Here is a 12804-nt window from a genome sequence, read left to right on the forward strand (position 1 = left end):
GCAAGATCATCGAAGCATCGGCCAGAGACTGGCAACGAGCAAGGCGGCCATGCTGATATTGAACCATTTCAGCCGCGCCGGGTCCGACAACCAGCCGCGCATGAACTGGCCGAAAGCCGCCCAGCTCGAAACCGACGGCACATTGACCACTGCAAACGCGATGCCCACGATCAGCACCGTGACGAAATAGGCCTCTGGCGAAGTGTAGGTCGCCATGGCCGTCACCGCCATCACCCACGCCTTCGGGTTGATCCACTGGAAAGCCGCCGCCTCCATGAATGTCATGGGACGCGCATTGCCGTCGACCGTTCCGAGCGAACGCGACGTGGCGATCTTGTAGGCGAGATAGACGAGATAGGCGCCGCCCGCGAATTTCAGGATTGTATAAATCAGCGGAATGGTCTGGATCAGTGCACCCAATCCGAGCCCGACAGCGATCAGCAGGGAAAAAAACCCGCTGCCAATACCGAACATGTGCGGAATGGTGCGTTTGAAGCCGAAATTCACGCCTGACGCAAGCAGCATCAGATTGTTCGGTCCCGGGGTGATCGACGTGACAAAAGCAAAAACGACAAGCGTGAAAAAGATTTCGAGCGACATGACAAACCAGACCTGATGCGTGGCAAAGATTTAGGCTTCGGGTGCATGTGGCTCAATCGCAATCTTGTCAGGGATACAATTGCGCATCCCTGAGTTTGATCGCAGCGGAAGCTTACATGCCCTGCGGACCGCGGTTCATTGCCGCAACGCCGGTCCGGCAGATTTCCACGAGACCAAGCGGTTTCATGATCGCGATGAACTGGTCGAGCTTGGAGCCCTTACCGGTAATCTCAAAGATGAAATGCTCCGTCGTGGCATCAGCCACCTTGGCGTGGAACGCATCGGCAAGACGCAGCGCCTCATTGCGGTTCTCGCCAAGCCCCGCCACCTTGACCAGTGCGAGTTCGCGCTGGATCGGCTTGTCATTGCCGAGTTCATCGGCACGAACGGAAAGATCGACGACACGGTGCACCGGCACGATGCGCTCCAGCTGATGGCGGATCTGGTCGAGCACGTGCGGCGTGCCGCGCGTCACGATGGTGATGCGCGACAGATGCTGTTCATGTTCGGTTTCCGACACGGTCAGGCTTTCGATGTTGTAGCCACGGCCGGAAAACAGGCCGATCACCCGGGCTAGAACGCCGGGTTCGTTGTCAACGAGAACCGATAGCACTGTGGTGATCGGCAGCTCGGTCTCCTTGGCAATGAAATATGCCGAGCCGGAGGCTAGATTTTGAGCGTTCATTATAGTGTTTCCTCTCCGGTTTCTTAAACGAGCTGCCGTCCCTTGGCATCGATGGCATTGGCAACAGCTTCATCCGTGGCTTCATCAGGCAGAAGCATCTCATTATGTGCCTTGCCGGAAGGAATCATCGGGAAGCAGTTTGCCAGATTGGCCACGCGGCAATCGAACAGAACCGGCTTCTTTACGTCGATCATTTCCTGGATGGCATCATCCAGTTGATCCGGTTTTTCGCAGCGGATGCCATGGCCGCCATAAGCTTCCGCCAGCTTGACGAAATCCGGCAAGGCCTCCGTATAGGAATGCGACAGGCGGTTGCCATGCAGCAATTGCTGCCACTGGCGCACCATACCCATGTACTGGTTGTTCAGGATGAAAATCTTGATAGGCGCTTCATACTGCACCGCTGCACTCATCTCCTGCATGGTCATCTGCACCGAAGCATCGCCGGCAATGTCGATAACCAGCGAATTCGGATGGGCAATCTGCACGCCCAGCGCTGCGGGCAGTCCGTAGCCCATGGTCCCGAGGCCGCCCGAGGTCATCCAGCGGTTTGGCTTTTCAAAACCATAGAACTGTGCCGCCCACATCTGGTGCTGACCCACTTCCGTGGTGATGAAGGTGTCGCGATCCTTGGTCAGTTCATACAGCCGCTCCAGCGCATATTGCGGCATGATCACATCCTTGTTGCGGGTATAGGACAAGGATTTGCGCGCCCGCCATTTGTCGATCTGCGACCACCATTCGCCCATCGTCTTCTTGTCGGGCTTTTCGGATGATGCGCGCCACAACCGGACCATATCTTCCAGAACCCGGCCAACATCGCCAATGACAGGGATATCGACGCGAACCGCCTTGTTGATCGAGGATGGATCGATATCGATGTGGATTTTCTTGGAATTCGGCGAGAACCCATTGAGACGCCCGGTGATACGATCATCGAAGCGCGCACCGATGCATACCATGACGTCGCAATCATGCATCGTCATGTTGGCCTCATAGGTACCGTGCATACCCAGCATGCCGAGCCAGTTCTTGCCGGATGCGGGATAGGCACCGAGTCCCATCAGGGTCGACGTGATCGGAAAATTGGTCAATTCGACCAGTTCACGCAGCAGCTGGCTGGCCTGTGGGCCGGAATTGATGACACCACCACCGGAATAGATGACCGGGCGCTTGGCTGTCGCCATCAGGGCAACAGCCTGCTTGATCGCCTCGATATCGCCCTCAACCTTGGGACGATAGCTGGTGCGCGGCGAGGTTTCAGGCGGTGTATAGAAGCCGGTGGCAAACTGGACGTCTTTCGGCACATCAACGAGAACCGGGCCGGGACGGCCCGTGCGCGCCACATGGAAAGCTTCGTGCAGGACGCGTGCCAGATCGTTGACGTCCTTCACCAGCCAGTTGTGCTTGGTGCAGGGACGCGTGATGCCGATTGTATCGCATTCCTGAAACGCATCCGAACCGATGAGGCTGGTTGGAACCTGACCGCTGATGCAAACCAGCGGGATCGAGTCCATCAGCGCGTCCTGCAACGGTGTCACCGCATTGGTGGCACCAGGACCCGAAGTGACCAGCATAACCCCGACCTTGCCGGTCGAACGGGCATAGCCTTCCGCCGCATGGCCGGCACCCTGCTCGTGGCGAACGAGCACGTGATTGATTTTGTCCTGCTGATGCAGCTCGTCATAAATGGGAAGGACCGCACCACCCGGGTATCCGAAAATATCCGTTACGCCCTGATCGATGAGTGCCTGTATCACCATTTCGGCGCCGGTCATCTCACGTCGTTGCGATGTGTGGTTGTCACTATCCTGCTTGTCTGCGGTCATCGGTCTCTTCCCGTCTATTCTGCGGCTCGTGGCCTTCCAGAAGGTGTTTTCGTTTAGCGTAAGGTTTGGAAATAAAAAAGGCCCCCGAAGGAGCCTGTGTTTCGCGCATGGGAGCTTCCGCCGGGTGTTTACAACACCCTGCCCATGCGCGGTCCCACGACGATAAGAACTGTTTTCATGGTCGCGGACGATAATTAAGCAAACTCTATCCGTCAACGGCAAAATTGAGGAAATTGAAATGTTTGCAAACAAAGCAATGCTTTGGCGCAACATCCTTCAAATGCAAAATGCATCGCTAAGATATTCTCAATGCCTTGCAACTAAAGTTCGATCCTGCTGCCAAGTTTCAGGATTGATCACAACCCATGAGCGCCGAAGCCCTGTCCTCCGCACAAGAAAAACCATTGATCCGCAACCGGACCGACGGGCATGTCATCGAATGCAACGGCGACAAAGCCATTATCCATGCCAAAACCGGACCATCAATCACCGCATCGGAAGATTACTGGTCGGTCGGTCAGCTCATCTCCATTCAGGTTGCGGGCAGCCGCGTGGTTGGCCTTGTCTACAAGGTCGACCTGCCCAATGCCGAATGGCAACAGGATGTGGATCAAAGCATCCATATCCATGTGGAGCTTGTCGGCCAGGTTGATGCACATACCGATGGCAAGCTGCGGTTCTCCTCGGGCATTACGACCTATCCGCATATGGGCGCCATCGCGCACCGCATCCGTTCTGCCGATCTGGCGACCATCTACACCACGTCGCTGAAGAACACTGTTTCCATCGGCCATCTCTCCCAGAATGCCGAAATTCCGGCGTTGATTTCGATTGACAGTCTGATCTCCCGCCATTTCGCCGTGCTTGGAAGCACGGGCGTCGGCAAATCCAGCGCCGTGACACTGCTGCTGCGGAAAATCATTTCACAGCGCCCGGACTTGCGCATTCTCATTCTAGATCCGCACAACGAGTTTGCCAGTGCCTTCCCGGATCTTGCCATTTCCATCGATTACAGCACATTCGACCTGCCCTACTGGATGTTCAAGCTGGAGGAATTTGGCGAAGCCGTGTTCCGCGGACGCCCGCAGATCGCGGCTGAAATCGATATTCTGCGCGATCTCATTCCGCTCGCCAAAGAACGCTTTGCCAATGTCGAAGCGGCGGCCACGTCTTCCCTCCTGAAGAGAGAACGTGATTTCGCCTCGATGACCGCCGACACACCGACCCCCTACCGCATGGCTGACCTGATCAAGCTGCTGGAAGAGCGCATCGGACAGCTCGACGGCAAGACCGATCGTCCGACCATGAAGGCGCTTCGCTATCGCCTGCAGGCCTTGGTCGCCGATCCGCGCTACCGTTTCATGTTCTCGGCACCGGCAACACTGGATACGATGCGCCAGACCATTGGCCAGATTTTCCGCGTTCCGAAGAACGACCGGCCTATCTGCGTGTTCCAATTGGCGGGATTGCCGTCGGAAGTCGTCAACTCCGTCGCTTCGGTCCTGTGCCGCATGGCCTTCGATCTTGCCGTTTCCAGCGACGGCAATGTGCAGACGCTCGTCGTTTGCGAGGAAGCCCATCGTTATATCCCGGCCGATACCAGCGCCGGTTTCTGGCCAACGCGACAGGCGATTGCGCGCATCGCCAAGGAAGGCCGCAAATACGGTGTCTACCTCTCCGTCGTGACCCAGCGTCCAGGTGAACTGGACCCCACGATCCTGTCCCAGTGCAGCACGGTTTTTGCCATGCGGCTTGGTAACGAGCGTGATCAGGAAATCATCCGCGGCGCCATCAGCGGCGCATCGCAAAGCGCTGTTGGCTTTCTGTCATCGATAGCCAATCGTGAAGCGATTGCCTTTGGTGAAGCCGTGCCAACGCCGATGCGCATGATGTTTGAAACCATTGCCCCGGAACACCTGCCTGCCGCCCACATGACACAACAGCAGGAGGCGGTTCGAACTGGCGATAGCCATATCTCGCTCGATATGATCCTTGGCCGGATGCGTCAGTTGAATGCGGCTGACAACACCACAACGGACCATACGTCAGGCAGTTTCAGTGCCGCTGAAAAACCGGCGATCGTCCCGCGCCCCGCGGGGGCGCCCATCCTGCCGGAACCGGTCAGAACCCAATGGCGCGCGGCAGAAGCCGCCCCAATCATTGAGGCACCACGCAAGCCGGCGCGATCCGAGACAGAGGGCTTCCGCGCCAGCGACCTCATCCGCAGTTTCCGCAGCGACAAGACCTGAGACGTTTCAGGGATAGGCCAGCCGCTCCCAGTCATCATCGAGCTGATTGCGAAACCATGTCATTTGCCGCTTGGCGTATTGCCGCGTTGCAATAGTCGACAGCTCCGCCGCTTCCCCGGCGCTTATGCTGCCCGCAAGCATCCGCGTGATCTCACTCACCCCGATGGCCCGCATGGCAGGCAAATCGGATGACAGACCAAAAGCCAGCAAGGCTTTGACCTCTTCGACAGCACCCTTTTCCAGCATCGCCTGAAAACGCTGCGCTATCCGGTCTCGCAGCCACGCCCGATCCGGATCGATAACGATCTTGCGGGCCGAGGCGCTGTCGATCAAAGGTGTCCCGGTTTCCTTTTGCCAATCGATGATCGACCGCCCCGACACATCAATGACTTCCAGTGCCCGCACAATACGCTGACTGTCGGTCGGGCGCAGCGCTGCTGCCGCCAGCGGGTCTTTTTCCCCGAGAATTGCATGCAGCTGCCCTGCACCGGCTTTTGCATCCTGTTCGCGCCAATAGGTCCGCACGTCATCAGGAATATCGGGCATGGCCGAGAGACCACCGAGAAGCGCGCGGAAATAAAGCCCCGTGCCGCCGACAAAGATCAGCGGCCGCTCGCCCGCAGCCTCGGTCTTCAGGAGATGGTCGACATCGGCGAGCCAGCGGCCGGTCGAATAGGCGAGCGATGGCGGAACATGCCCATAGAGAAAGTGTGGCGCCTCCCGAAGATCATCCGGTCCCGGCCGTGCGGTCAGTACATCGAGCACGTCATAGACCTGCATGGAATCCGTATTGACGATCCAGCCGCCTGTCTCTTTGGCAAAGCGCACCGCCAATGCCGACTTGCCGCTTGCCGTCGGTCCCGCTATCAGGATTGTCTGTCTTCTTGTCACACCAATCGTCCAATCAGGAAATGCCCATGCCCTTGATGGCCACGCTTATCGCCAATCCGGCTTCACCCCGTCTCAGCACATCGCTCGGGATTAAAGCCTCAGCGGCAGTCAATGCAACAGGACTTTACTGGCTGGCCGACGGAATTGCCTGCGATCTCGCTTTGCGGACAGGTTCCGACGCGGCCGAAAGCCACGCGGAACTGGCGCGGATCGTCGATGGCGAACCCATCGATATCGTCGTTCAGGAACAGGATACAAGGCGCAAGAAGATCCTGATTGCAGATATGGATTCCACCATGATCCAGCAGGAATGCATCGACGAACTGGCCGAAGAGGCGGGTCTGCGTGACAAGGTGGCAACCATTACGGCACGCGCCATGAATGGCGAGATTGCCTTTGAACCGGCCTTGCGCGAACGGGTCGCACTGCTCAAGGGCCTGCCCTATTCCGTCATCGACAAGGTGATCGCCAGCCGCATCACGCTCATGCCCGGCGGGCCGGAGCTTGTCCGCACGATGAAGAAGCACGGGGCCTATACGGCGCTAGTATCAGGTGGGTTTACCGTCTTCACCCAGCGCATTGCCGCCATGATCGGCTTTCACGAGAACAGTGCCAATACACTGATCGACAATGGCGAAACGCTCACTGGTGAAGTCACCGAGCCCATCCTCGGCCGCGAGGCCAAGGTCGCTGCACTCCATTCCATCTGCGAACGCTTCAACCTTTCACCCGAGGAAGCACTGGCTGTCGGTGACGGTGCCAATGATCTCGGCATGCTGCAGCTTGCCGGCACGGGCGTTGCGCTTCATGCCAAACCATCGGTTGCCGCACAGGCAAAAGTGCGGGTGGATCACGGCGATCTCACCGCACTTCTTTATATTCAGGGGTATCGCAAGACAGACTTTGTCCTCTGACATTGCCTGAAATGAGAAAGGCGGCCATTGGCCGCCTTTTTGCTGATCAGGGCAAAACGATCAGTTCATTTGCAGGGTGACGAAACGCAGCTCGCCCGTCTTCGATGCAAGCATCAACAGGGCATTCTTGCGGCCTTCGTCACGCAGCTTTTCGATGCGGGCAGCCACTTCTTCCGGCGTCTTGACGGTTTCCTGGGCAATATCGACGATCACGTCGCCTGCCGCGATGCGCTTGTTGGCTGCAATCGACTCGGCCTGCACCTCGGTGATCAAAACGCCCTCGACTTCCTTGGCTATGCCGAAAGTCTTTCTGGTCTCGTCGTCAAGGACACCGAGCGACATCCCCAGAACATCCACATCCTGCGAGGAGTCTTCGTCCTGATCGGTCTGCGACTTGGATTTGTCCTTGTCCTTACCCTTGTCATCGGTATCTTCGAGACGGCCGAGCGTGACTTTGACCGTCTGCTCCTTGCCCTTGCGGACAACGACCACGTCAACTTCCTTGCCGACCGGGCTTTCCGCCACGGCACGCGGCAGATCTTTCACATTGTTGACCGGTTTGCCGTCAAATTTGGTGATGACGTCACCGGCAAGGATCGAGCCATTGGCGACCGGACCGCCGTCGATGATTCCGGCCACCAGCGCGCCCTTGCTCGACGTCATGCCGAGGCTCTCGGCGATATCATCCGTGACCGGTTGAATGCGCACGCCAAGCCAGCCGCGCTGCACTTCGCCGCGGTCGCGCAGCTGCTGAATAACACCGGATGCAAGCTCCGCGGGAATCGCAAACCCGATGCCGATTGATCCACCGGTCGGCGAAATGATCGCCGTGTTGATGCCGATGACCTGACCGTACATGTCAAACAGCGGACCGCCGGAATTGCCGCGGTTGATCGCGGCGTCTGTCTGGATAAAGTTGTCATAGGGACCGGAATTGATATCGCGGTTGCGGGCCGAAACGATACCAACCGTCACCGTGCCGCCAAGGCCGAACGGATTGCCGATGGCCATGACCCAATCGCCGATGCGGGCTTTCGAAGAATCACCAAACTTGACGGCGACGAGCTTGTGCTTCTTCGGGTCAACCTTGAGCACCGCCAAATCGGTCTTGATATCCTTGCCGACCAGTTCAGCCTTCAGCTTGGAACCATCGGTGAAATTGACTTCGATATCGTCAGCGTCAGCGATCACGTGATTGTTCGTCACGACGATGCCCTGCTCGGCATCGATGACAAAGCCCGAGCCGAGCGACTGGACCTTGCGCGACGGATTGCCCTTGCCCGGCTCCTGCTTGCCGAAATACTCGTCAAAGAACTCCTGGAATGGCGATCCCTCGGGTACCTTCGGCATTGGAACCGGTCCGGAATCAGAATCGCCATCCTGACCTTTGACTGTCTGCGATGTCGAAATATTGACCACCGCATCCAGCAGGCCTTCGGCAAGATCGGCAACAGATGCCGGCCCCTGGGCCCGCGGCTGGGCCGATTGCGCTGCAGCGACGTTCACAAAGGCAGGCGTCACGCTCGTAGCGGACAGCGCAATCAGCGCGATTGCTGCGGTTGCTGAACGGAAAAACGGGCGACCAGGAGTTAAAACCATGCGTTCGGGCCTTTGTCTGCGTAGTCAGATTTAAAGATAAACGGCGACAGATTACAACAGAGCCGCCAGAGTAGACGAAAATATGGCCACTGGCGCCAAGTTTGATCAAGTTTGGTAATGGCGATTATCTCGCCATTACCCCCGTGCGAGCCATACGACCGCCACGCCAAGAGCGACGGACGCCACACCGGCAATACGCAGAAAGCCGTCCGGCTGTCCGCTGACATCCCGGGCGACCCGTTTTGCGATGAGAGGAAAACAACCGTAGAGCAGCCCCTCAAAGACGAGGAACAGCCCTACGGCATCCAGAAAATCAATCATGTCTCACCTGCCCCTATTGCGGGGCAGGTTTTGGAAGAGCCGGCGGTGCCGGTGGTACAGCGCCGCTGGCCGCGCCATTGGCATCCTGGAAATAGCGGAAGAACTCGGAGTTGGGCGAAAGCACCATCGTTGTTCCCGTATTGTCAAGCGCTGCGCCATAGGCAGACATGGACCGGTAGAAACCAAAGAAATCCGGATCTTTGGAGAAGGCGTCAGCGAAGATACGGCTGCGCTCGCCTTCACCCTCACCGCGAGCGATTTCCGATTCCTTGCGGGCTTCCGCAATGATCTCGACCACCTGACGATCGGCAATGGCCTTGATGCGCTGTGCTGCTTCACGGCCGCGCGCCCGAAGGAATTCAGCCTGCGCAAGACGTTCGGCTTTCATGCGTTCGAAGGTCTGCTGCGAAACTTCCTGCGTCAGGTCCGTGCGGCGAACACGCACGTCGGCAATCTCAAGACCCAGCGATTCCGCATCGGGACGCAATTGCTCGCGTACTTCACGCATCATGCCGGCACGTTCATCCGAAAGCGCGGCTTCAAATCCGCGCAGACCGTAAACGCTACGCAAGGATGCATCGAGACGTGTCTTCAAACGAGCCTGCGCAAACGTCACATCACCGGATACGGTCTGGCGGAACTTGCGCGGATCCGTAATGCGATAGACGAGGAAAGCATCGACTTCATAGAACTTGCCGCCCGAGACCTGAACACGGATATTGTCGAGTTCGAAGCTCAGCAGACGATCTTCGATCATCTGGACATTGTCGGCTTCCAGGAAACCGAATGGCAACTTGAAGTAAATGCCAGGTTGCGTTTTCACATCAACGATCTCGCCGAAGCGCAGAACAATCGCCTGCTGACGCTCATTGACGACGAAAACCGATGAATAGACCAGCAGGGCGATGAATGCGATCAGACCCGCAATGAGAGGAAAACGGTTCTGGTTCATTACTTTGTCCCCTCAGTCTGGCGCTGCTGCTTTGTGATCTCTGACAAGGGCAGATAGGGAACAATTCCCTGACCGTTGTTCTGGTCGACAATCACCTTGTTCGAGTCCTTCAGCACACGCTCCATCGTTTCGAGGTAAAGACGCTTGCGGGTAACTTCCGGTGCCTTGATGTACTGATCATAGACAGATGTGAAACGCTGGGCTTCACCCTGTGCTTCCTGCACGATCCGGTTCTTGTAAGCGGCGGCATCTTCGCGGATCTGCGCGCCTTCACCGCGTGCCTGGCCCAGCTTCTGGTTGGAATACTGGTTCGACTCTTCAACGAAGCGGTCTTCATCCTGTTCCGCGCGCTGTACTTCATCGAAGGCATCGGCCACTTCACGCGGCGGCGAAGCATCTTCGATCGATACGGCATTGACCTGTATGCCTGCACCGTAATCATCGAGCGTCTTTTGAATGATACCGCGCACGTCATTGGCTATGCCGGCACGATTGTCGCGGAAAATATCCTGTGCCGGACTGCGGCCAACGATTTCGCGCATCGCGCTCTCGGAGACCTGCTGAACCATGTTTTCAGGACTTTCCACATGGAAGAGGTAAGCAACCGGGTCAGAAACGCGGTAAAGGATGGAGAACTGAACATTCACGATGTTCTGATCACCCGTCAGCATCAGGCCTTCCTTGGCACCGGACACACCCTGCCCGCCAATGTTCTTCTGTTTCTCGACGATCTGGACCTTTTCATAGGATTCAATCGGCCAGATATGGAAATGCAGGCCTGGCTCGGCGATGTCAGCTTTCGGTTTGCCGAAACGTAGCTCAACGGCGCGTTCGTCCGGCTGAACCGTATAGATCGACTGGAAAAGCCAGAAGGCAACCAAAGCAAGCGCAACAAGACCGAAAATCGTCGAGCTGCTGCCTGTACCGCCGGGAAGTGCCTGGCGCAGACGATCCTGACCACGGCGGATTATGTCCTCAAGGTCGGGTGGATTGCCTCCGGGACCTCCTCCTTGCGGTTTTTGGCCCCATGGACCACCGCCGCCACCATTATTGTTACCGCCGCCACCCCAAGGGCCGCCGCCACCGTTCTGATTACTCCAGGGCATTCCTACCTCATGTTTTGGAACGAGATTCGCCACCCCATGGCAACGTCCCGCTAACCCGATATCCCGTTTATAGGGATCGCGAGGCGCGCTTTCAACGCGCAGGACGGCTTTTCATGCGGATTTGGTAAAAAGTTGAATGATTATGCCCGCTTATCACGACATTTTCATATCGATTGCCCTGCAAGGGCCCATTTTCAGCGCCGTTCGTAAATCGCGTAGCGCGTCGGATAATTGTCTTTTTCACCCGCCGGAAATTCTTCGCTCGAAACTTCGTTCCATACCTTGGCATCGAGAGCCGGGAAGAAAGCGTCGCCTTCGATATTCGACAGAACCCAGGTGATGTACAAACGGTCTGCCCGGTCCAGAAGTTGCCGATAGATTTCGCCACCACCGATCACGCAGATCTCATCGACCTTGTCGGCAGCCGCATGACTGCCCGCAATCATCAGCGCTTCGTCAACCGAACGGACGGCAATGACGCCCGCGACCGAGAACGCAGGGTCACGGGTGATGACGATGTTGGTCCGCCCTGGCAGGGGTTTGCCAAGGGTGTCCCACGTCTTGCGCCCCATGACGATGGGCTTGCCCATGGTAACCGCCTTGAACCGCTTCATGTCGGATGACAGACGCCACGGCAGGCCGTTGTCCCGGCCGATAACCCCGTTCTGCGCAACGGCAACAACAAAACTGATCATTGGGACTCATTCCTTCCGGGAAAGCAAAACAGCGTAAACCACAGGTGCGAGCAATTCGACAGGACCGTCCTAGACGGCAATCGGCGCCTTGATGCTCGGTTCCGCCGCATAGTCCTCGAGGTGGAAGTCATCGAACTTGAAGGCGAAGAGGTCTTTCACGTCAGGATTCATGCGCATCTTTGGCAGTGGGCCGGGCGTGCGGCTCAGTTGCAGTTTCGCCTGCTCGAAATGATTGGCGTAAAGGTGAGCATCACCCAGCGTGTGCACGAAATCGCCTGGCTTCAGTCCCGTGACCTGCGCCACCATCAGGGTAAGCAGCGCATAGGACGCGATATTGAATGGCACACCCAGGAAAATATCGGCAGAACGCTGATAGAGCTGGCAGGAGAGTTTCCCGTCCGCCACATAGAACTGGAAAAGGCAATGGCATGGCGGTAATGCCATTTCATCCACAAGCGCAGGATTCCACGCCGAAACAATCAAACGCCGCGAATAAGGATTTTGCTTTATCGCACTGACAAGATTCGCGATTTGATCGATATGGCGGCCATCGGGAGCCGGCCACGAACGCCATTGATAGCCATAGACGGGACCAAGGTCCCCATTCTCGTCCGCCCACTCATCCCAGATCGTCACGCCGTTTTCCTTGAGATAGGCGATGTTGGTTTCGCCATTCAGGAACCAGAGGAGTTCGTGGATGATGGATTTCAGGTGCAGCTTCTTGGTTGTCAGAACCGGAAAACCGGCTGACAGGTCGAATCGCATCTGGTAGCCGAAAACGGAACGCGTACCGGTGCCGGTCCGGTCACCGCGGTCGATGCCCGTGTCGAGCACATGCTGAAGAAGATCTAGATAAGCGCGCATGGTTTCTCTTTAGCAGATTCGCTCTACGAAACAGTAAAACTTCTGTGTGATCCACAAGCACCGGTATCAAAAATCCCCGGCGAATCACCGGGGATTGTA

At 57.2% G+C, this 12804-nt stretch carries 12 protein-coding genes; 2 read left to right on the forward strand and 10 right to left on the reverse strand.

All coding sequences use genetic code 11. The features are described from left to right. Positions 1 to 6: 6 nt before the first annotated feature. The 3 genes from FHW16_RS11505 to FHW16_RS11515 all read right to left on the reverse strand — a co-directional run bounded on the left by FHW16_RS11505 (position 7) and on the right by FHW16_RS11515 (position 3114). Positions 7 to 600: a LysE family translocator gene (locus FHW16_RS11505; protein WP_182549323.1), complete on the reverse strand. Its 594-nt coding sequence runs from the start codon at positions 598 to 600 to the stop codon at positions 7 to 9. A gap of 112 nt (positions 601 to 712) precedes the next feature. Then, positions 713 to 1285: an acetolactate synthase small subunit gene (gene ilvN / locus FHW16_RS11510; protein WP_091877790.1), complete on the reverse strand. Its 573-nt coding sequence runs from the start codon at positions 1283 to 1285 to the stop codon at positions 713 to 715. Between the two features lie 23 nt (positions 1286 to 1308). Next, positions 1309 to 3114 carry an acetolactate synthase 3 large subunit gene (locus tag FHW16_RS11515; protein WP_182549324.1) on the reverse strand — a complete coding sequence of 602 codons (1806 nt, stop codon included), beginning with the start codon at positions 3112 to 3114 and terminating at the stop codon, positions 1309 to 1311. A 365-nt stretch (positions 3115 to 3479) separates the two neighbouring features. Between FHW16_RS11515 and FHW16_RS11520 the strand changes: the two genes are divergently transcribed. Further along, positions 3480 to 5363, forward strand: coding sequence for an ATP-binding protein (locus FHW16_RS11520; protein WP_182549325.1), 1884 nt, complete (start codon positions 3480 to 3482; stop codon positions 5361 to 5363). A gap of 6 nt (positions 5364 to 5369) precedes the next feature. Here FHW16_RS11520 and miaA read toward each other — a convergent pair whose 3' ends face one another. Continuing rightward, the gene (gene miaA, locus FHW16_RS11525; RefSeq protein ID WP_182549509.1) at positions 5370 to 6260 is read right to left on the reverse strand and encodes a tRNA (adenosine(37)-N6)-dimethylallyltransferase MiaA; all 891 of its coding nucleotides are present in this window, start codon (positions 6258 to 6260) and stop codon (positions 5370 to 5372) included. A gap of 20 nt (positions 6261 to 6280) precedes the next feature. On the opposite strand from miaA, the gene serB reads away from it, so the two are divergent. Then, a complete protein-coding gene (gene serB, locus FHW16_RS11530; protein WP_182549326.1) occupies positions 6281 to 7168 on the forward strand; it encodes a phosphoserine phosphatase SerB in 888 nt (295 codons plus the stop codon). 60 nt (positions 7169 to 7228) lie between these two features. Here the strand turns inward: serB and FHW16_RS11535 are convergent, their stop codons facing one another. The 6 genes from FHW16_RS11535 to FHW16_RS11560 form a co-directional block, all read right to left on the reverse strand. Beyond that, positions 7229 to 8767: a DegQ family serine endoprotease gene (locus FHW16_RS11535; RefSeq protein ID WP_182549327.1), complete on the reverse strand. Its 1539-nt coding sequence runs from the start codon at positions 8765 to 8767 to the stop codon at positions 7229 to 7231. Between the two features lie 135 nt (positions 8768 to 8902). Continuing rightward, complete coding sequence (locus FHW16_RS11540) at positions 8903 to 9088, reverse strand: DUF2065 domain-containing protein (RefSeq protein ID WP_182549328.1); 186 nt, start codon at positions 9086 to 9088, stop codon at positions 8903 to 8905. 13 nt (positions 9089 to 9101) lie between these two features. Then, positions 9102 to 10040 carry a protease modulator HflC gene (gene hflC / locus FHW16_RS11545; protein WP_182549329.1) on the reverse strand — a complete coding sequence of 313 codons (939 nt, stop codon included), beginning with the start codon at positions 10038 to 10040 and terminating at the stop codon, positions 9102 to 9104. Next, a complete protein-coding gene (gene hflK, locus FHW16_RS11550; RefSeq protein ID WP_182549330.1) occupies positions 10040 to 11146 on the reverse strand; it encodes an FtsH protease activity modulator HflK in 1107 nt (368 codons plus the stop codon). The genes hflC and hflK overlap by 1 nt, the downstream gene beginning before the upstream one ends. 194 nt (positions 11147 to 11340) lie before the next feature. Continuing rightward, positions 11341 to 11841: a dihydrofolate reductase gene (locus FHW16_RS11555; RefSeq protein WP_182549331.1), complete on the reverse strand. Its 501-nt coding sequence runs from the start codon at positions 11839 to 11841 to the stop codon at positions 11341 to 11343. A gap of 69 nt (positions 11842 to 11910) precedes the next feature. Further along, on the reverse strand, positions 11911 to 12705 hold the full coding sequence (locus FHW16_RS11560) for a thymidylate synthase (RefSeq protein WP_182549332.1): 795 nt from the start codon (positions 12703 to 12705) through the stop codon (positions 11911 to 11913). Positions 12706 to 12804 lie beyond the last annotated feature (99 nt).

It is taken from the genome of Phyllobacterium myrsinacearum (genome assembly GCF_014138285.1).
GTDB lineage: Bacteria > Pseudomonadota > Alphaproteobacteria > Rhizobiales > Rhizobiaceae > Phyllobacterium > Phyllobacterium myrsinacearum_A.